Annotated in this window: 15 protein-coding genes; 4 read left to right on the forward strand and 11 right to left on the reverse strand. The window is 73.0% G+C overall.

From position 1 onward, the window contains the following. Positions 1-32: 32 nt before the first annotated feature. From ACFVHI_RS14860 to purD, 4 genes are all read right to left on the reverse strand, one after another. Complete coding sequence (locus tag ACFVHI_RS14860) at positions 33-932, reverse strand: phosphoribosylaminoimidazolesuccinocarboxamide synthase (protein ID WP_380339121.1); 900 nt, start codon at positions 930-932, stop codon at positions 33-35. A 73-nt stretch (positions 933-1,005) separates the two neighbouring features. Next, the gene (locus ACFVHI_RS14865) at positions 1,006-2,625 is read right to left on the reverse strand and encodes a N,N-dimethylformamidase beta subunit family domain-containing protein (RefSeq protein ID WP_244293413.1); all 1,620 of its coding nucleotides are present in this window, start codon (positions 2,623-2,625) and stop codon (positions 1,006-1,008) included. Positions 2,626-2,844: 219 nt separating this feature from the next. Next, positions 2,845-4,425: a hypothetical protein gene (locus tag ACFVHI_RS14870; protein WP_380339124.1), complete on the reverse strand. Its 1,581-nt coding sequence runs from the start codon at positions 4,423-4,425 to the stop codon at positions 2,845-2,847. 532 nt (positions 4,426-4,957) lie between these two features. Next, complete coding sequence (gene purD / locus ACFVHI_RS14875; protein WP_380339127.1) at positions 4,958-6,205, reverse strand: phosphoribosylamine--glycine ligase; 1,248 nt, start codon at positions 6,203-6,205, stop codon at positions 4,958-4,960. A 375-nt stretch (positions 6,206-6,580) separates the two neighbouring features. Between purD and ACFVHI_RS14880 the strand changes: the two genes are divergently transcribed. Further along, positions 6,581-7,366 (forward strand): SLATT domain-containing protein, encoded by a 786-nt coding sequence (locus ACFVHI_RS14880; protein ID WP_079135741.1) that lies wholly within the window; start codon positions 6,581-6,583, stop codon positions 7,364-7,366. 77 nt (positions 7,367-7,443) lie between these two features. On the opposite strand, the gene ACFVHI_RS14885 is transcribed toward ACFVHI_RS14880, so the two are convergent. The 3 genes from ACFVHI_RS14885 to ACFVHI_RS14895 all read right to left on the reverse strand — a co-directional run bounded on the left by ACFVHI_RS14885 (position 7,444) and on the right by ACFVHI_RS14895 (position 10,296). Further along, entirely contained in the window at positions 7,444-8,091 is a 648-nt protein-coding gene (locus ACFVHI_RS14885) for a hypothetical protein (protein ID WP_063348510.1), read from the reverse strand. 115 nt (positions 8,092-8,206) lie between these two features. Continuing rightward, positions 8,207-9,301 (reverse strand): GntR family transcriptional regulator, encoded by a 1,095-nt coding sequence (locus tag ACFVHI_RS14890; RefSeq protein ID WP_380339131.1) that lies wholly within the window; start codon positions 9,299-9,301, stop codon positions 8,207-8,209. Between the two features lie 197 nt (positions 9,302-9,498). Then, complete coding sequence (locus ACFVHI_RS14895; RefSeq protein ID WP_063348508.1) at positions 9,499-10,296, reverse strand: carbon-nitrogen family hydrolase; 798 nt, start codon at positions 10,294-10,296, stop codon at positions 9,499-9,501. Positions 10,297-10,469: 173 nt separating this feature from the next. On the opposite strand from ACFVHI_RS14895, the gene ACFVHI_RS14900 reads away from it, so the two are divergent. The 3 genes from ACFVHI_RS14900 to ACFVHI_RS14910 all read left to right on the forward strand — a co-directional run bounded on the left by ACFVHI_RS14900 (position 10,470) and on the right by ACFVHI_RS14910 (position 13,503). Continuing rightward, positions 10,470-11,291, forward strand: coding sequence for a maleylpyruvate isomerase family mycothiol-dependent enzyme (locus ACFVHI_RS14900; RefSeq protein WP_380339134.1), 822 nt, complete (start codon positions 10,470-10,472; stop codon positions 11,289-11,291). A 165-nt stretch (positions 11,292-11,456) separates the two neighbouring features. Next, complete coding sequence (locus ACFVHI_RS14905; RefSeq protein ID WP_380339137.1) at positions 11,457-12,290, forward strand: Bro-N domain-containing protein; 834 nt, start codon at positions 11,457-11,459, stop codon at positions 12,288-12,290. Between the two features lie 364 nt (positions 12,291-12,654). Then, positions 12,655-13,503 (forward strand): Bro-N domain-containing protein, encoded by an 849-nt coding sequence (locus ACFVHI_RS14910; protein WP_380339140.1) that lies wholly within the window; start codon positions 12,655-12,657, stop codon positions 13,501-13,503. Between the two features lie 57 nt (positions 13,504-13,560). Here the strand turns inward: ACFVHI_RS14910 and ACFVHI_RS14915 are convergent, their stop codons facing one another. From ACFVHI_RS14915 to ACFVHI_RS14930, 4 genes are all read right to left on the reverse strand, one after another. Next, positions 13,561-14,922: a nitrate/nitrite transporter gene (locus tag ACFVHI_RS14915; RefSeq protein WP_079135739.1), complete on the reverse strand. Its 1,362-nt coding sequence runs from the start codon at positions 14,920-14,922 to the stop codon at positions 13,561-13,563. Between the two features lie 133 nt (positions 14,923-15,055). Then, complete coding sequence (locus tag ACFVHI_RS14920) at positions 15,056-16,234, reverse strand: M64 family metallopeptidase (protein WP_380339143.1); 1,179 nt, start codon at positions 16,232-16,234, stop codon at positions 15,056-15,058. Between the two features lie 230 nt (positions 16,235-16,464). After that, positions 16,465-17,688, reverse strand: coding sequence for a benzoate/H(+) symporter BenE family transporter (locus tag ACFVHI_RS14925; RefSeq protein WP_380339146.1), 1,224 nt, complete (start codon positions 17,686-17,688; stop codon positions 16,465-16,467). Positions 17,689-17,944: 256 nt separating this feature from the next. Next, complete coding sequence (locus tag ACFVHI_RS14930) at positions 17,945-19,408, reverse strand: dihydrolipoamide acetyltransferase family protein (protein ID WP_063348503.1); 1,464 nt, start codon at positions 19,406-19,408, stop codon at positions 17,945-17,947. Positions 19,409-19,415 lie beyond the last annotated feature (7 nt).

Raw genomic sequence — 19,415 nt, forward strand, 5'->3', positions numbered from 1 at the left:
GGACCGGGCACCGGCTCGCGGGCGGCCGGGCGTCAGGCCCAGGCGGTGCCGGTCAGCCGCTCGTACACCTCGATGTACTTGGCGCGGGTCTGCTCGACCAGCTCGGCCGGCAGCTCCGGCGGCGGCTGCTCGCTGTAGCGCTCCCAGCCGGAGGCCGGGGAGACCAGCCAGTCTCGGATCAGCTGCTTGTCGAAGGACGGCTGCGAGCGGCCGGGCTGCCACTCGTCGGCCGGCCAGTACCGGGAGGAGTCCGGGGTGAGCACCTCGTCGCCGATCAGCAGCTCGCCGTCCAGCAGGCCGAACTCGAACTTGGTGTCGGCCAGGATGATGCCGCGGTCGCGGGCGATGTCCCGGGCCCGGCCGTAGACGTCCAGGGTGGTGCGGCGCAGCTGGGCGGCCAGGTCGGCGCCGATCCGGCGGGCGGTCTCCTCGTAGGAGACGTTCTCGTCGTGCTCGCCGACCTCGGCCTTGAGCGCCGGGGTGTAGATCGGGGCGGGCAGCTCGGAGCTGTTCTCCAGGCCCTCCGGCAGGGCGATGCCGCAGACCGTGCGGTTCTCCTGGTACTCGGCCAGGCCGGAGCCCGCCAGGTAGCCGCGGGCGACCGCCTCGACCGGGACCATGTCCAGGCTGCGGCAGATCAGCGTGCGGCCCTTCCAGTCGGCGGGGGCGCCGGACGGGACCTCGGTGGAGATCACGTGGTTGGGGACGATGTCGGCGATCCGCTCGAACCACCACAGGGACAGCTGGGTGAGGACGCGACCCTTGTCGGGGATCTCGTTCGGCAGCACCCAGTCGTGGGCGGACATCCGGTCGCTGGCGACCATGACCAGCTCGCCCGACTCGGTCCGGTAGAGGTCGCGCACCTTGCCGGTGTGCAGGTGGACCAGGCCGGGCACCTGGACCGGCTCGGGCTTGGTGACAAATCCGCTCAAGGTGTCTCAGTCCTCAGGGGTCGTTCGCGGGCGTGGGGCGCGCGAAAGGGGAGGTCACTGCCCCCGCAGTCTTTCACGAACCCCCGAGGCCCCGTTTCTGGCCGAGGGCGGCACCGCTCCGGCCGAGGGCGGCACCGTTCTTGCCGGGGGCGGGCTCGTTCTTGCCGAGGCGGTCGAGCAGGTTCGCGGTGGCCCGCTGGATCCGCTCGTCGGTGAGGCCGGGGCGGCCCAGCGCGGGCGACCAGGCGAAGGTGCCGGCCGCGAACACGTACGCGCCGCTGGGCGCCCGGTACAGCGAGGTCTCCTGGTAGCGGGTGCGGCCGCCGAGGTCCTGGTACGGCGAGTGCGCGAGCAGCACCCGCTCGGTGTGCTCGGGCAGCGCCACCTTGGGGTAGTAGCGGTCGGCCTCGCCGGCGACCAGGCCGGGCAGTTCGTCGCCCTCCTGCAGGCCCGTACCGTCCCAGAGCCAGTGCGCGGTGTGCCGGGCGATCAGCGGGACGGGCGCGGCGACCCGGCCCGAGTACTGCAGGCCGAGCACCTGCTGCTCGGGCTCGCCGGCGTCCCGCCACAGCGCGCTGGCCGAACCGGGCACCCCGACGGCCGGGCTGCCCGGCTGGACCTTCTGCCGCTTGCGGCAGTTGAGCAGCCGGTTGGGTTCGCCGGAGGCGGCGGCGGTCAGCTCGACCCGCCAGTACATGGTGTTGGCGGACAGGAACACCAGCGAGGTGCCGTCGTCCCTGGCCTGCTCGACGGCCCGGCGCATCGGCTCGGACCAGTACTCGTCGTGGCCCGGGAAGATCAGCGCCCGGTGCCGCCCCGGGTCGACCAGGCCCGCGTGCAGGTCGGTGGCGGTGGCGTAGGAGAGGTCGTAGCCGTAGCGCTCGGCCCAGCGGATGAAGTCGTAGGCGTGGCCGACGTGCAGCGGCAGCCCGGCGGTGGCGTGCGGGCGGTCGAAGGAGACCGTGACGGCCGCCTCCGGCTCGCCGACCAGGCCGCCCAGACCATCCCAGGCGTGGTAGAGGCTGGCGCCGCTGCGGCCGTCCTCGGGGAACAGGTTGTAGGCCTGCCAGGTCACGTCCGGGACCACCAGGAGCAGTTCGGCGGCGTGCTCCCGGTCCTCGAAGTCCCGGACGGTGAACGGGATGTGGCTGCGGTGCAGCATGTCCGCGGTGGTCAGCACGGCGACGTACGCGCCGGGCTTCCAGTGCACCGGGATCTGCAACCGCCAGGAGTGCCACCAGTGGTGGCAGGAGACCGTCCGCTCGACCACCAGCGGGGCGGGCTGGGCCAGCCCGGCGATCAGCGGGCTGGACGTCATGTGGCGGGCGCCGTCGCCGCCGTAGTGGCCGATCCGCCAGACGTCCACGGTGAACTCGCGGGGCGGGTTGACGGTGACCCGGAAGTCCACCGAACCGCCGGGGCGGATCACCCCGGCCGAGGCGAAGCCCTTGATCTGCTGGTCCACGTCGTTGGCGCTCTGCGGGGTGCCGACCGGCGGCTTGGGCCGGGCGCCGACCGCCAGCGGCCGCTGGCCGGGCGCGTTCACCGAGACGTACCAGGGGACGGCGCCCTCGGCGCCGGCCAGGTACTGGTCCGGGCTGCGCAGCCAGGGCAGCGGGCCCTGGCCGAAGGGGTCGGAGACGCTGTAAGCGTGCGTTCCGGACTCCCAGCGGCGGTTGAGTTCCGTGCCCACGCGCCCCTCCCAGGTGCACTTCCGCCCGGTTGGCACGTGCCCCCCGGATGTGCGTGCGGTCTAATACACCACAGAGTGCTGGCGCTCCGTCACCCTGTGGTCGCAATTGGTGCCGGGAATCTCACGCCCTCCCCCGGCCGGGCCTCCGGCCTGCGAAGACGGCCGCCCGCCGGTCGGTTTGGGGGCGCGCGCCGGAGCGCCGAGCGCCGCCTGTCCGGCTCACAACCGGACGGGTTTCTCCAGACGGACGTCGGCGGCGTCCAGCCAGGCCCGCAGCGGGCCGTCCTGGCCCTGCTCGACGGCCTGGGCGACCGGCCCGGCCAGGTCGGTACGGCGGATCCCGCCCAGCAGCAGCACCGGACCGTCCAGCCAGTCCAGGCCGGGCGCGCCGCCCGCAGTGTCCACGGCGGCGCAGCAGACCATCGCGGTGACGTGGTCGACCAGCAGGTCACGGCCGCTGCGGGCGGTTTCGAGCAGCGGGGCCGGGGCGGTGGTGCGGGCCAGCTGGGCGGCCAGCGCGGCGGCCAGCTGCTCCCCCTCGCCCTCGGCGAGCCGGACCAGCAGCCGGGTGAGCGTCGGGGAGCCGGGGCGGGCCTGCGGGGCGAGCCGGTCCAGGGCGGTCTGGAGGGCTGCAGCACGGGCCCGCCAGCCGGCGTCCACCACGTCGGCCGGGTAGTCGGTCCACTCCAGCTCGTGCCAGGCGCCGGCGGCCGGGCTGCCGAAGAACAGCTCGGCGGCGAGCCGGGAGACCGCCCGGTCGACGGTGCCGGGCTCCTCCAGCAGGTCGCAGGCGGGGCGGTCGCCGAGCCGGGTGCCGTAGCCGTCGGCCAGGCGGTCGCGCCGGGACAGCTCGGTGAGGGCGGAGACGACGCCGGCGTTGAGGTGGGCGGGGTGGCGGCCGAGCCGCCAGGCGGGCAGCGCGACCCGGGTGAGCAGCCGGTCCCAGCCCGCGTAGGCCAGGCCGACCTGCTCCTGGGCAGCGATCCGCAGGCCGTAGTCGACCGTCCTGGCCTGCTCGGAGGCCCAGCTCGCGACGGAGCGCTCCAGCTCGGCGGCGTGGCCGCGGCAGGCACCGAGCAGCCGACAGGTGATCCCGCGGGTGATCCGCTCGGCGAGCGCGGCCGGACCGCGGCGCTCCGGCCGGGGCGGGCCCGCCAGGGTGCCGCCGCCGAGGCCGGGGGCGGCATGGCCGGAGTCCAAGCTGGCGTCCAGGCTGCGCAGGAAGCGGCGGGCGGCGGCGATCTCCGGGTCGGCGGAGGCGGCGGTGCCAGCCACCACGGGGGCGAGCAGGGCGCGCAGTTCGCCGGCCCGCATCCACCACAGGAAGGGCGAGCCGATCACCAGGACCGGGCCGGGCGGCTCAGGGTGCGGCCGCAGCGGGCGGGCCCGCCGCGCCTGCGGCACGTCCTCCAGCCAGCTGTCGCAGTCCGGGGTGAGGGCCACCGCGGAGGGCGCGGGCACGTCCAGCCGGTCGGCGAGTTCGTCGATCAGCCGGTACAGCTCGGGCGCCTCGACGCGTTTCAGCGGGACGGCCGGGGTCCGGGGCGGGACGGCCCGGTGGTAGGCGCGGGCGGTCAGCCCGGCCACCAGGAGGGTCAGCGCGGCCACTGCGCAGACCGCCCAGCGGGCGGCGTCCCACCCGGTGGCGTCGGAGGAGCCGGGTGCGCCGATCCGCCCGGTGAACCGGCCCGCGAGCAGGACCACCGCGACGGCGGCGGGCATGACGGCGGCGGCCAGGGCGAGACCTCGGACCCGCAGGACCGCCTGGGCGTGAGCGCGCGCGGTGTCGACTGCGGCCATACGGTGCGGCACCCCCTTCGGAGCCCTCGGGCGCCCGGCGACGGGCCCTGAGCCGACTCGAAACGATCAGTTCCGACCGGGAAGCGGAGGCGTCCGATCCCCGGTAGTGCATGCTGTGTGGCGCTTCTGCCATGTTCGACGCACCGGCCCGGGTGGGTGTTCCGGATCGCCCCGGTTTCCACTCGTCCCGGTGACACCGCCCGGATTCCGGACGGTCACGACCGGTCCGGTGCGAAGCACCCGGGCACCCGCCCGGCCGGACGCCGTCCAGCATCCCCCCGTGGGAACACCGCTACCCGGCGGCGACCCCGGCGCACGGCCACGTCGCACTGCGATCCAGCGCACCATAAGGCCGGGCGCCCGGCTACGTCAGCCGGATGCGGGTGCTGTCACCCGATGGGCTGGAATCCGACCGCCGAACGGTGCGCCGGCCCCCGGAGTCACTCCCGCCCCGGAAACGCCGCAGGGCGCTGCGTCCATGGGGGGAAATCCCACGGTGCGCGGCGCCCTGCGGGCGGAGGCGGGGCAGGGCCTACTCGGTGGCTGCCTTCAGGGCGATGTCGGTGCGGTGCTGGCCGCCCTTGAGGGTGATCCGGTCCACGGCGGCGTACGCGCGGTCGCGCGCCTCCACCAGGTCGGCGCCGGTCGCGGTGACCGACAGGACGCGGCCGCCGGCGCTCAGCACCCGGCCGTCCTCGTCGGCCCTGGTACCGGCGTGCAGGACGAACGCGGTGCCGTCGGCCTCGGCCTCGGCCAGGCCCTCGATCGGGTCACCGGTGCGCGGCGCGGCCGGGTAACCCTCGGAGGCGACGACCACGGTGACGGCCGCGCCCTCGTCCCAGCGCAGCGGCTCCAGCTGGTCCAGGGTGCCGGTGGCGGCGGCCAGCAGCACGGCGGCCAGCGGGGTGCGCAGCCGGGCCAGCACGACCTGGGTCTCCGGGTCGCCGAAGCGGGCGTTGAACTCGATCACCCGGGTGCCGCGCGAGGTGAGCGCGAGGCCCGCGTACAGCAGGCCGGAGAACTCGGTGCCCCGGCGGCGCAGCTCGTCGACGGTCGGCTGCAGGACGCTCTGCTGGACCTCCTCGACCAGCCCGGCGGGCGCCCACGGCAGCGGCGAGTAGGCACCCATGCCGCCGGTGTTGGGGCCCTCGTCGCCGTCCAGCGCGCGCTTGAAGTCCTGCGCGGGCTGGAGCGGGACGACGGTGGTGCCGTCGGTGATCGCGAACAGCGACACCTCGGGGCCGTCCAGGTACTCCTCGATGACCACGCGCTCGCAGGAGGCGGCGTGCTCCAGCGCGGCCGCGCGGTCGGAGGTGACCACCACGCCCTTGCCGGCGGCCAGGCCGTCGTCCTTGACCACGTACGGCGCGCCGAAGGCGTCCAGCGCCTCGGCGGCCTCGGCAGGGGTGGTGCAGACGTAGGAGCGGGCGGTGGGCACGCCGGCCCCGGCCATCACGTCCTTCGCGAAGGCCTTGGAGCCTTCCAGTTGGGCGGCTTCGGCGGACGGGCCGAACACCGGGATGCCGACCGCGCGCACGGCGTCGGAGACGCCCGCGACCAGCGGGGCCTCCGGGCCGACGACGACCAGGGCGGCGCCGAGGCGCACGGCCAGGTCGGCGACCTGCGCGCCGTTCAGCTGGTCGACCGGGTGGACCGTCGCCACCTGCGCGATCCCGGCGTTGCCCGGGGCACAGTGCAGCTCGGAGACAGTGGGATCTTGGGACAGAGAGCGGCACAGGGCATGTTCGCGGGCGCCGCCGCCGATGACGAGGACCTTCACGCTTGGCAAGGGTAGTCGGTGGCCAGTTCCGGCCGCTCTCCGGTCCCGTCCGATCCTCCAGTCGGGGAGGTCCGTACGCCGAGGATGTCGGAGAAACCTCCAACTCGGACCGGCTCGGTGCGCACCGGGTGCCCGAGTCAGGACGGCGGGTCACCGGACCCTCCCTCGGACGGGTGAAATCTCGCCGCCCCCCGCATCCCTTCCACCTCGGGCTCCGGTGGCCGAATCCGGTAACGATCACCGGGGAAGCGACCCCATGGTCAGCCATTTGGCGGTAAGAAGTGCTGTTGGACAACCAACGGCAGACGCCGCGTCAGCCGATGGACCGCCAGACCGCCAGACCCAGCAGTCCGCCCGCCACAGGGAGCCCCACAGGTGAGCCAGCCGGAAATGCAGCCCGAGGAGAGTGCCTGGGGCAAGGAGATCGGCGAGGAGGACCCGCCCGCCGCGACCATCGCCCGCCAGGCGTCCACCCGCCGACGGACCGATCTGAGCACTCGACAGTTCCCCCTCGGGGACTGGGGCGAGCCGGCCGAGCGCCTGGAGGAGCTGTACCGCTGGTCCGAGGAGCGGGCGGTCGAGGCGATCGAGTGGTACCGCAAGGACCGGATCTGGAAGCGCCGCTGGGCGCGCCTGCTGCGGTTCGGCACGGCCGGCTTCGCGGTGGGCGGGGTGACCGCGCCGCTGGTCGACCTGACCGGCGCGGTCTCGCACGGCACCAGCTGGGGCTACGTCGGCCTGGCCCTCGCCGCCGCCTGCTACGGCACCGACCGGGTGTTCGGCCTCACCTCCGGCTGGATGCGTGACGTCAGCACCGCGCAGGCGCTGCAACGCCGGCTGGAGGCCTTCCAGTTCGACTGGGCGTCGGAGTGCGTGCGCGAGGTGCTCGGCCCGACCGAGGGCACCGCGGGCGAAGCCGCCGAGCGCTGCCTCGGCGTGCTGCGCCGGTTCTGCGAGGACGTCTCGGACATGGTCCGCACCGAGACCTCGGAGTGGATGCTGGAGTTCCGCGCGTCCATGACCCAGCTGCCCACCCAGGCCCCGGGCACCTGGGGCGGGCGCAGCGAGAACGGGGTGGGCGCCCAGGTGCGGGTGCTGCCGCCGCCGGGCACCCGGCCCACCATGCCGCGCCAGCGGCCGCCGGAGGGGCCGCTGCGGTAGCGGGCGGGAGGGCCGCCTGCCGTGGTGGGCGGGAGGATGCAGCGGGCGGCGCCTCGGGCGGAAGGCGGCCGGGCGCCTCAGGCGAAGACCACCATCGAGCCCTGGGCGAGGCTGCGGGTCGCCGCCGCGTACAGGCCCGCCCACGCGTGCCGCTCGCGAGCGAAGGGGTGCAGGTCGTCCAGCGGCGGCCCGAACGGCTGCTCCAGGCCGGTCGGGCCGAGCGGCCGGGTCGGGCCCGGCGGGTTGAGCGGGTCGAGGCCCAGCGCCGGGGCGACGGCCTGCAGTTCGCGCAGCAGCCCGTGGCTGGAGCCGAGCGGACCACCGGAGGCGAGCAGTGCGTCATCCACCAGCGGCGCCGGGAACTCTATCGGCACGTAGGCACCCGCGTGGTCGAAGTGCCAGACCAGGTGCGACTGTTCGGCGCTGCTCTCGAACATCTCCAGCAGCTGCTCGTAGTCGCCGCCAAGCGAGTCCACCGGCGTGATGTCCAGCCCGGTGAGGCCCAGCAGGTAGGCGCGGCGCAGGAAGTGCAGCGAGTCGTAGTCGAAGGCGGCTATCGGCTCGACCGCCCCGCTCAGCCCCGGCACGTACTGGTAGACCGGCACCTCGGGCAGCCCGCGGGAGGCCAACACCGAGTTGTAGAGGGCGAGATCGTCCCTGAAGGGATTGTCGGGGCTGTGGCTCAGCACGTCCACGAGCGGGACGAGCCAGAGGTCGCAGGCCATGGCCGGCAGTTCCTCTCCGGGCGGCGGGGTCGCCCGCAGGACGGGACGACGACGGGGGCGGGGTCGGTACCCGGACGGCCGTTGTGCGGGACGCCCGGTTCGACGACCGCCCACCCTACCGGCCCGGGGCGGGGCGCGGGTCGGGCCGTCCCTGCGGTGCGTCCGGGGGCGGTTCGGGCAGCCGCCGGCCGAACCGGCCGTACGGCACCGAGCGCGGCTGCGGCACCAGGCCGAGGCCCAGCCCGAGTTCGCGGCCGAGCTCCCGGCCGACCTCCTCGCCCGGCCGGCGTCGGCCCCTCCCGACCTGGTCGAACGCCTGGCCGGGAACCGGTTCGGCCGCCACCGACGGGACTTCGGCGGACGGGGCCGGCGGCACGGGCTCGCCGTCCAGGGGCTCGCTATTCAGGAGTTCACTATCCAGAGGCTCGCCGTCCAGGGGTTCGCCGTCGAGGGGTTCGCCGTCCAGGGGTTCGCCGTCGAGGGGTTCGGTGAGCAGCCCCAGCACCGTCACCGACTCCAGCGGCCGCCCGGCCAGCCCGGCCAGCAGCCGGGCGGTGTACAGGTTGTACTCGCAGATGATCCGGTGCGCGCCGACCAGGTCCCGCGCGCCGATGGCGTCGACCAGGTCGAGGTGGCGGTCCCAGCAGATCTCGGCCAGGACGGGCAGCTCCCGCAGGTAGGGCGCGGCGAACATCCACGACTGCACCCGCAGCCAGTCCAGGTAGTCGCCGATCCGGCGGTTGCCGATCAGCGCGGCGACCTCCTGCCAGAACCTGCGGTCGCAGCCCACCATCACGTCCAGGTTCCCGGCCCGGGCGGCCCGGACCGCCGCGTCGGCGCGGCGGCGCAGCGAGGGCAGCCTGGCGAGGTCCGGCAGCGCCCGGCGGGCGGAGAACTGGCGGTAGTAGCTGTCGGTGACCAGCACCCGGGACTCGAAGATCTCCAGGAAGTCGTCCCAGCCCAGCTCGGGCACGGTGAACCCGCGGTGGTGCTCGGCCCGCAGCAGGCCCTGCGCACCGAGGTCGACCAGCGCCTCGCGGGCCGGGGTCGCCGAGACTCCGTACAGCTCGGCGATCTCCTTGACGGTGAAGTTGCGGCCGGCCGCCAGCCGGCCGGCCATCATCTCCTCGCGCAGCGCACCGGCGATCTGCTCGCGCAGGCTGTTGCGCTGGATGACGGGACGGGTGTCGCCTGCGCCGTTGCCGGGCATGCGCGCAACCTCCTGGGGCGGGCTGATCAGGCCGCCCCTCGGCGGACCGGCCAACGAGCGGCGGGGAACACGACGAGTGCTCATCTTCTCAAACCCGCCCCGAGAAGGTACAAACCAACCCCCCGGAGGCCTCCGACACCCCCGGACTCCCCCCGCCCGGGCCGTGCCGGGCGGGGCCGGGCGGGGCCGGGCCCGGGTCAGCGCTGGACCGGCGCCGGGATCCCCAGCAGGCGGTCCCGCAGCACCGGGAACTCCTCGCGAGCCTTGCCCACCTCGGCCGGATCGAACTCGACGGTCAGCACCTGCTCCTCCGTACCGGCCTCGGCCAGCACCCGGCCCCACGGGTCCACCACGATGCTGTGCCCGGCCTGCTCGACCCCGGCGTGCGTCCCGGCGGTGTTGCAGGCCAGCACGAACGCCTGCTCCTCCACCGCGCGCGCCCGCGCCAGCAGCGTCCAGTGCTCGCGCCGCCGGGCCGGCCAGGCCGCCGGAACCACCAGCAGCTGCGCGCCGGCGTCCAACAGCGCCCGGAACAGCTCCGGGAAGCGCAGGTCGTAGCAGGTGGCCAGGCCCAGGGTGGCGAAGTCGGTGGCCGCGGTGACGATCTCCTGCCCGGCGCCCATCACCACCGCCTCGCCGCTGTCGAAACCGAAGCGGTGGATCTTGCGGTAGGTGTGCACCAGCTCGCCGTCCGGGGCGAACAGCAGCGAGGTGTTGTAGATCGGCCCGTCCGGATCGCGCTCGACGATCGAACCGGCGTGCAGCCAGACCCCGGCCGCCCGCGCGGCCGCCGCCATCGCGTCCGAAGTGGGCCCGTCCAGCGTCTCGGCGCCGTCCGACCACAGGTCGTAGGCGAAGCCGCCGAGCGGCCACAGCTCCGGCAGGACCACCAGGTCCGCACCCTGCTGCGCCCGGACCAGCGCGGCGGCCCGGGCCCGCCGTTCGGCGGGCGGCTCGGCGTCGGAGACCCCGAGTTGGATCAATGAAGCGCGCACAGTACCACCGTCCACGGCAAGAGACCTACGATCGTCACCCGAAAGCGCTGCCCAGCTGTCTCCCGGCAGCGTAACGTGCGGTTAGCTTGTGCGCCCGGAAGCCGGACCATCCCGGCCGACCGGGGAGGCCGGGCGCAGAGGGCAAGGAAGCTGACGGAGGGCCGGAGATTCCCGTGACGGACAACCAGACCGTGCAGGCTTACACGGAAGCGTGGGCCCAGAGCATCGAGTCCATATCGGAGCTGGTCGCCCCCCTCCCCGAGGGCTCCTGGAACCGGGCCACCGAATGCCCCGGCTGGTCGGTCCGGGACGTCGTCTCGCACATCATCGCGGTCGAGTCCGAACTCCTCGGCGACCCCCGCCCGATCCACTCCCTGCCACGTGACCTTCGCCACGTCACCACCGACTTCGCCCGCTACATCGAACTGCCGGTCGACAAGCGCCGCTGCCACACCGCGCTGGAGATGACCAGCGAGCTGGAGTACACGATCATCCGCCGCTCCCGGGCGCTGCGGAACGCCAAACAGATGCCCCTGGAGCCGGTGCGCTGGCCGGGCGGCCCGAACAGCCGCGACGTGCCGTACCACGAGCTGCTGCGCCTGCGGGCCTTCGACGTCTGGGTGCACGAGCAGGACCTGCGCCGCGCCCTGGGCACCCCCGGCAACCTCGACTCCCCGGCCGCCCTGATCGCCCGGGACGTCCTGCTGGGACTGCTGCCCAAGGCCGTCGCCCACCAGGCCGGCGCCCCAGCCGGAACGGCCATGGTCCTGGACGTCACCGGCCGCGTGGAGTTCCTGCGCACCATCCGGGTCGACTCGACCGGCCGCGGCACCGTCGACGAGTCGATCAGCCTGGCCCCCGACGTCCAGCTCACCATGGACTGGGAGACCTACCTCCGGCTCGCCTGCGGCCGCGGCCGCCCCGGCCCGGTCACCATCGACGGCGACAAGGAACTCGCCGACCGCGTCCTGTCCGCCTTCGCGGTCACCATCTGACCCCAACCACCCCACAGCGCACGCCACCCGGCGTACACGCACGAGTGCGCGCCGGGTCGGCACCACTCGTGCATCCATCCGTCAATCCAGCACCAACACCTCACCCGTTCGACCTCGTTGTTCCGGGCGCCCCCACCACCACCCGGAAGAAGGAGGGGCGTCCCCATGGACGACGAACAGCAGCAGATGGTCCTGGTCCGGTCGAGCTTCCCGGTCACGGGGCAACCGATCAGAGTCGTGATGATCGACGGACAACCGTGGTTCGTCACGGCGGACGTGTGCCGAATCCTGGGCCGAGGCAATCCGAGCGAGGCCCTCAAGATCGTGAATCCGGCGGACGCACGTACCGTCAACCTGCGCTCGATTACTCTCAGAAATTCTGAGAGTAATCACGTTTTCGCAGGTCAAAAACCCTACACGCGCGGGAATCCGGTCCTCGGAGTGGTCAATGAGAGCGGCCTGTACGCGCTGATCATGCGCTCCACGAAGCCCAACGCCCGACCGTTCCAGGAATGGGTCACCCGCGACCTCCTTCCCTCCGTCCGTCGTGGGGACACCGACATCCCCACCCAGCAACGACGGATGGCGGAGACCCTGACCGAGGCGATCGGACAACAGGTACAGATCGTCGCCGAGATCGACCACGAGGACTGGCCCGGCCTGACCGTCCACTCGGACGGGACGGTCCACTGCCGCCACGGCGAGATGGTCCTCCACCTACCGAACCGCGAAGAGGACAGCGGACCACCGTTCGGCGCCTACTTCGCCTGCACCGGCGAAGAACGAGTCGGAATCCGGGCCAGCCGGATCGTCCCCGGCTGCCCCAAACTGAAGCTGGTGGACCTGATCCGCATGCGGCGCGAAGCACTACCCAGGCCGGACCGTGAACCCGAGCCCGATCGCGGGCTCATGTACGCAGAAGTGAACGACGGCCACATTGGCCGCATCTACGGGACACCGCCACAGCTCGCCGAACTACTGCGCGAGTACCGGCGCTGAACTACCGATGCCGTATGCCCCCGGTATGCCTGAGTTGAACTCAGGCATACCGGGGGCAAGTTCTCAAGACCATCGCCAAAAGCGATGGTTACGACGTTTTCGCAGGTCAGAAACCCTGCATCCCCGCCGCCGCAACCTTCCGGCGCAAACGGAGGAACTCGCCGACCGGGTCCTGTCCGCCTTCGCGGTCACCATCTGACCCCAACCGCCCCACAGCGCACGCCACCCGGCGTACACGCACGAGTGCGCGCCGGGTCGGCACCACTCGTGCATCCATCCGTCAATCCAGCACCAACACCTCACCCGTTCGACCTCGTTGTTCCGGGCACTCCCACCACCACCCGGAAGAAGGAGGGGCGTCCCCATGGACGACGAACAGCAGCAGATGACTCTGGTTCGATCGAGCTTCCCGGTCACGGGACAACCGATCAGAGTCGTGATGATCGACGGACAACCGTGGTTCGTCACGGCGGACGTGTGCCGAATCCTGGGCCGAGGAAACCCGGCCTTCGCCGTCAAAGGGCTGGAAACCCACCAGCACCGCACCGTCGACTTGCGTTCGGTAACCATCAGCCGAGCTGATGGTTTGGCCATTTCCCCAGCTCAGAAAGCCTATCAACGAGGAAATCCATTGCTCGGCGTGGTGAGTGAGGCAGGGCTGTACACCCTTCTCATGAGGTCGGACAAGAAGTCCGCCCGGCCGTTCCGCGCGTGGGTCACTGAGGAACTTCTCCCCTCCGTCCGCCGCGGGGACACCGACATCCCCACCCAGCAACGACGGATGGCGGAGACCCTGACCGAGGCGATCGGGCAGCAGGTACAGATCGTCGCCGAGATCGACCACGAGAACTGGCCCGGCCTGACCGTCCACTCGGACGGGACGGTCCACTGCCAGCACGGCGAGATGGTCCTCCACCTGCCAAACCGGGAAGAGGACAGCGGGCCGCCGTTCGGCGCCTACTTCGCCTGCCCGGGCGAGGAACGGGTCGGAATCCGGGCCAGCCGGATCGTCCCCGGCTGCCCGAAACTGAAGCTGGTGGACCTGATCCGCATGCGGCGCGAAGCCGCCGAACAGCCGACGCGACCGGGGGCGCATCCGGCTCGCACACCGATGATGCCGCCGGAGGGCACGGTGCTCTGTGTGATCGACCGGGTCCAGCTCTACGGACGGCCGCCGGAGATCACCGAGGTGCTCCGGGGCATCGGGCTGTAGCGGCGGGAAACCATCACCCAAAGTGATAGTTTCAACGCCCTCCGCAGGTCAGAGACCCTACGCCCCCGCCGCGACCTTGCGGCGCAGGCGCAGGATCATCGCCGTGCCGACCGCCAGCGGGACGTACTGCCAGCAGAACGCCCAGCGGAAGGCGTCGGCCGAGTAGGAGTCGGTGCCGGCCGGGGAGAGGCCGTCGAGGAGGACGCCGATGCCGAAGAGGGTGATCATCGTGCCGATGAAGCCGCCCATGTTGACGATCCCGGAGGCGGTGCCGAGGCGCTCCACCGGGTTGCGGGCGCGGGCGTAGTCGAGGCCGACCAGTGAGGCGGGGCCGTTGCTGCCCATCACCACGATGATGGCGGACAGCAGCCAGATCGGGGGGTGTCCGCCGGGCCAGGCCAGGACGAGCGCCCAGCCGAGGGCGGTGGCCGTGATGACGGTGAGGACGATCGGCATCCGGGCCCGCGCCGAGACGGAGAGCACCCGGCCGAACAGGAAGCCGAAGGCCATGTTGCTGAGCACCAGCAGGGTCAGCATTCCGCCGGCCGCGGCCCGGGAGAGGCCTTGCGCCTCCACCAGGTAGGGCAGGCCCCAGAGCAGGCCGAAGGCGTTGCCGGGGAACTGGGTGGTGAAGTGCACCCAGAGCCCGAGCCGGGTGCCCGGTTCGCGCCAGCACGCGCGGACCTGTCGGCCGACGTTCGGCCGCGGCGCGGGCGGGTGTTCGACCGGCCGTACGGCGGCGGCCGGGGCCTCCTTGAGGAAGAGCGCGACCAGCGCGAAGACCGCGACGCCGAGCAGGGCGATCGCGGTGAAGGTGGGTGTCCAGCCCTCGCGGTGCAGGGCCTGTGCGAGCACCACGGTGGTGATCAGGTTGCCGCCCATTCCGGCGAGGCCGGTGAGCTGGGCCACGAACGGGTTCCGGGCGGCGGGGAACCATCGGGCGGCGAGCCGCAGCACGCTGATGAAGGTCATCGCGTCGCCGCAGCCGAGCACCGCCCGGGAGGCCAGCGCGGGGGCGAAGGAGGAGCTGAACGCGAAGGCCAGTTGGCCGAAGCTCAGCAGGACGACGCCGATCAGCAGCACCCGGCGCGGCCCGATCCGGTCGACGAGCAGGCCGACCGGTATCTGCATGGCCGCGTAGACCAGCACCTGGAGGATCGAGAAGGTGGAGAGCGCGGAGGCGCCGATGCCGAAGCGGTCGGCGGCGTCCAGTCCGGCCACGCCGAGGCTGGTGCGGTGGATCACCGCGAGGATGTAGACGCTGACGCCGATGGACCAGGCGAGCCAGGCCGCGCGCCCGCCGGGCGGGGACGGCGCGGGGGCTGCCGACGGCGCGGGGGCGGCCGACGGCGGCGAGTCGGCGGTTCGGGGAGCGGGGACGGACAGGGGTGCGGCTGAACGGGCGGGCTCCACGGTCATAGTGCGACCAGACTAGTCATCCCATGATGGGACGCCCAGTGCGGGGTGCGGTCGATCGTCCACGGACCACGGATTCCGCGGGCCGGGCGCGGGCCGGGCGCGGGCCGGGCGCGGGCCGGGCGCCAGCCGGGCGTCAGCCGGTCACCGTCCAGGACACCGACCGGGTCATGTAGCGGTCCCGGAAGGCCTCGTCCCGCACCCAGTCGGTGGTGTCCCGGACGGTCGCCGTGACGGTGGCCGTCCGGCCCGGGGCCAGGTTCAGCTGGTCGGTGTCGAGCCAGGTGCCGTCGGCGGCCTGCGGCGTCACCGCGACGCCGTCCACCTTCCACTCGACCTTCAGCTGTCGCGGGCCGGTCAGCGGCACCGGCCGGACGTTCAGCCGGGGGCGCCCGCTCACCTCGCCGGGCGGCGGCGACGGGGCGTCGGTGGGCCGGATCCTGCGGTACAGCTCCTCCATGATCGCTTCGCGCGACGGCAGGTTGTAGGCGCTGCCCAGGGTGCGCATCACCGAGTCGGGGGTGGGCCGGTAGAGGCCGTTGGCGCTGCGGTAGGCGCCGACCGTCCCGGCGCCGTCCGGGGACTGCGCGCCCAGCCAGCGCCACCACTTGGTCTGCTTCTTGCGCATGTCGTCGGCGTCGAGGGTGGCGAGGTTCGGGTACTCGGCGTCGTCCGGGGCGCTGTCGTACTCGTCGCCGAGGTCCCCCACGGTGTGTCCGATCTCGTGCTGGATGATCCGCCCGGCGTCCGGGCTGCCGCCGGCCAGGGTGGTCACCCCGGTGCCGCCGGCGCCGCCGTACTCGGTGGAGTTGGCCAGGGCTATCAGGTACTGCGGCCCGGAGCTGTCGCCCGCGTACCGGGCGGTGGCGGATTCGTCGGCGCAGAGCAGCCGGGCGGTTCCGTCGCACCAGAAGTGCATGCCGAGCGGGGTGGCGGGGTTGCGGCCGCGGCTCTCGGTCTCGGCTATCCCGGAGACCGGGGAGACCACTTCGACCCGCCGTATGTTGAAGAACCCCTGGTAGGTGCGGAACGGCTCGATGGCCATCAGTGCGTGCCAGGCCCGGTCGACCTGCTGTCGGAACAGGTCCTGTTCGGTGGCCGTGTAGCCGTCGCCGAGCAGGACCAGGGTGATCCGGTTGGCCGGGTCCCCGGTGCGGCGTATGTCGACGGTGGGGGCGGCCGTGACGGTCCGGCGGTCGGAGCGCTGTGCGCTGTGCGGCGGGACCGCCCGGTCGGCGGGGGCGCCCGGCCCGATCACGCCGAACGGCGAGGGGCCGACCAGTTCCAGGGCGGCGGGGAGTACGGCGGTGGACACCAGCACGAGCGCGGCCAGACTCCGAACGAGACGGCCAGGGTTGCCAGGTGGCATACGGGTGCGTCCTCGGGGTTCCGGTCACCCGGCGTAGCCCGGGTGGTGGAGCGAAGACGTACCCGGACGGGTGTGTCACCCCTACCGCGCGCCGAAAATGTCACCGACCTGGCCGAATGACCCTCACCTCACCAGTCATCCCAATGACTGGAATATGGCCGATGACAGGCCCCTCGTCAGCGCCTGCGGAGGTTCAGCACCAGGTGGGTGCCGAGCCCGAACAGCAGGCCCCAGAAGGCCGAGCCGATCCCGAACAGGCTCATCCCCGAGGCGCTGGCCAGGAAGGTCACCACCGCCGCGTCCCGCCCCCGCTCGTCCGCCACCGCCGCCGCCAGGCTGCCCTGCAGCGAGGCCAGCAGGGCGACCCCGGCGATCACCGCGATCAGTTCCTTCGGCAGGCCGGTGAACAGGCTCACCAGCACCCCGCCGAAGCTGCCCACCAGCACGTACAGCACGCCCGAGGACATCCCCGCGACGTAGCGGCGGCGCGGGTCGGGGTGGCTCTCCGGGCCGGAGCAGATCGCCGCCGTGATCGCCGCCAGGTTCACCCCCGGCGAGCCGAACGGCGCCAGCAGCAGCGACACCACACCGGTCGACCCGATCAGCAGCCGGTCGTCCGGCCGGTAGCCGAAGGCCCGCATCACCCCGAGGCCCGGTGCGTTCTGCGAGGCCAGCACCACGATCGTGAGCGGCAGCGCCAGCCCCACCGTGGCCGCCCAGGAGAACCCCGGCACGGTGAACACCGGCCGGGTCGGCCCGCCCGCGCCCAGGTGCAGCGGGAGTCCGACGGTCAGCGCCGCCAGCACCCCGCCCACCAGCAGCGCCACCGGGACGGCGTACCGCGGGGCCAGCCGCTTGGCCAGCAGGAAGGCCGCGAGGCTGCCGACCACCAGCACCGGCGCGCCGTGCACGGCGCCGAAGATCCCGGCACCGAAGGAGAACAGGATGCCCGCCAGCATCGCGTTGACGATCCCGGCCGGCACCGCCGCGATCAGCCGGCCGAACCAGCCGGTCACCCCGAAGAGCGTCACCACCACCGCGCTCACCAGGAACGCCCCCACCGCCTCCCGGTACGGGTACGCGCCCAGGCTGGTCACCAGCAGCGCGGCGCCCGGGGTGGACCAGGCGGTGATCACCGGGGTCCTGGTCCACCAGCTCAGCGCGAAGCCGCTCAGCCCGCTGCCGATGGCCATCGCCCAGATCCAGGACGCCGTGTGCGCCGCGTCCAGCCGTCCGGCGGCCGCCGCCGCGAGCACCACCACCAGCGGCCCCGAGAACGACACCGCGATGCAGACCAGCCCCGCCAGCAGCGCCGGCCCCGACACGTCCCGTCGCAGTGACCGGCGCTCCCCGCCCCTGTCCGGTACCGTCTCCGGTCGGACCGTCAGCTCTTCAGTCATTCCGGAAGTATCCCGAACGCCGCGCCGGGGCCCCGGAAAAGTCTTTGAAACCACCTGCAACCCCCGGCGAGGATGCACGTCTGTAGGGATGAAGTCACGTCATGTGCGCGTCCGTCATCGGTTGGTCCTGATCGCCGTCCGCCGGCCTCGCTCCCAGCGCCGACCGACGGGCGGGCGGAAGCGGAGGGGCCTTCCCCCACACGGCGGTGTGGGGGAAGGCCCCTTCGTGGCTTCCCGTTCGTGACGTCCCGGGCCGTCAGCCCCAGGTGATCAGGCGCTTCGGGCGCTCCAGCAGCGCGGCCACGTCGGCCAGCACCTTGGAGCCCAGCTCCCCGTCCACCAGGCGGTGGTCGAAGGAGAGCGCCAGCGTGGTCACCTGACGCGGGACGACCTTGCCCTTGTGCACCCACGGCATGTCCCGGATCGTGCCGACGGCGAGGATCGCGGCCTCGCCGGGGTTGAGGATCGGGGTGCCGGTGTCGACGCCGAAGACGCCGACGTTGGTGATGGTGATGGTCCCGCCCTGCATGTCGCCCGGCGAGGTCTTGCCCTGGCGGGCGGTGTCGATCAGCTCGCCCAGCGAGACGGCGAGGCCCGTGAGGGTCTTGCCGCCGGCGTCCTTGATGTTGGGGACGATCAGGCCGCGCGGGGTGGCCGCGGCGATGCCGAGGTTCACCTGGCCCTTGATGACGATCTCCTGGGCCGCCTCGTCCCACTGCGCGTTGATCTCGGGGTGCCGCTTGACCGCGGTGAGCAGCGCCTTGGCGACCAGCAGCAGCGGGCTGATCCGGACGTCCCGGCCCAACTCGCCGCTCTCCTTGAGCCGGCGGACGAACTTCATCGTGCGGGTCACGTCGACCTGGACGAACTCGGTGACGTGCGGGGCGGTGAAGGCCGAGGCCACCATCGCCTGCGCGGTCGCCTTGCGGACGCCCTTGATCGGCACCCGGACGTCGCCCGTCACGGTGACCGGCACCGGCACCGCGGCACCGACCGGCCCGGCCTCGACCGGCGCCGCCGCCGGGGCGGCCTGCGCGGTGGCCAGGGCCGACGCGTGGGCGTGCACGTCCTCGCGGGTGATCACACCGTCCCGGCCGGTCGGGACGACCGCGCGCAGGTCGATGCCGAGGTCCTTGGCCAGCTTGCGCACCGGCGGCTTGGCCAACGGCCGCTCCCCGGCGGGCTGTTCGGCCAGGACGGGCGAGGCGGGCGCGACCGGTGCGACCGGTGCCGGAGCGGCCGGCACGACGGAAGCGGCTGGCACGACGGGCGCGGCCGGAGCCGGCGTCGCGGTGACGGTCGTCGTGGTCGTGCGCCGGGCCCGGCGCTGGGCGGTGCCGGTGCGCGGGCCGTAGCCCACCAGCACCTCGCGCCGCTCGGGTTCGGCCGGTTCGGCCGGCGCGGCGGCGGCGACGGACGCGACAGCAGCAGCAGGAGCGGCAGGAGCCGCGGCCCCGGCCTCCCCGGCGACCGCGACCGAGATGATCACGGTGCCGACGTCGACCGTCGCGCCCGCGGGGAAGAAGAGCTGCTCGACGACCCCGTTGAACGGGATCGGCAGCTCCACCGCCGCCTTGGCGGTCTCCACCTCGCACACGACCTGCCCGTCGGTGACGGTGTCACCGGGCTTGACGTACCAGCTGAGGATTTCGGCCTCGGTCAGGCCCTCGCCCACATCGGGCATCTTGAACTCGCGGAGCGAGCGAACTTCGGTGGTCATCTTCGCT

This window comes from Kitasatospora sp. NPDC127121, assembly GCF_042677305.1.
GTDB lineage: Bacteria > Actinomycetota > Actinomycetes > Streptomycetales > Streptomycetaceae > Kitasatospora.

Coding starts and splice junctions, on each gene's coding strand:
- ACFVHI_RS14870 (WP_380339124.1), bottom strand. CDS start 4,425: ATGGCCGCAGTCGACACCGCGCGCGCTCACGCCCAGGCGGTCCTGCGG.
- ACFVHI_RS14885 (WP_063348510.1), bottom strand. CDS start 8,091: ATGGCCTGCGACCTCTGGCTCGTCCCGCTCGTGGACGTGCTGAGCCAC.
- ACFVHI_RS14890 (WP_380339131.1), bottom strand. CDS start 9,301: ATGCCCGGCAACGGCGCAGGCGACACCCGTCCCGTCATCCAGCGCAAC.
- ACFVHI_RS14905 (WP_380339137.1), top strand. CDS start 11,457: ATGGACGACGAACAGCAGCAGATGGTCCTGGTCCGGTCGAGCTTCCCG.
- ACFVHI_RS14910 (WP_380339140.1), top strand. CDS start 12,655: ATGGACGACGAACAGCAGCAGATGACTCTGGTTCGATCGAGCTTCCCG.
- ACFVHI_RS14915 (WP_079135739.1), bottom strand. CDS start 14,922: ATGACCGTGGAGCCCGCCCGTTCAGCCGCACCCCTGTCCGTCCCCGCT.
- ACFVHI_RS14925 (WP_380339146.1), bottom strand. CDS start 17,688: ATGACTGAAGAGCTGACGGTCCGACCGGAGACGGTACCGGACAGGGGC.
- ACFVHI_RS14930 (WP_063348503.1), bottom strand. CDS start 19,408: ATGACCACCGAAGTTCGCTCGCTCCGCGAGTTCAAGATGCCCGATGTG.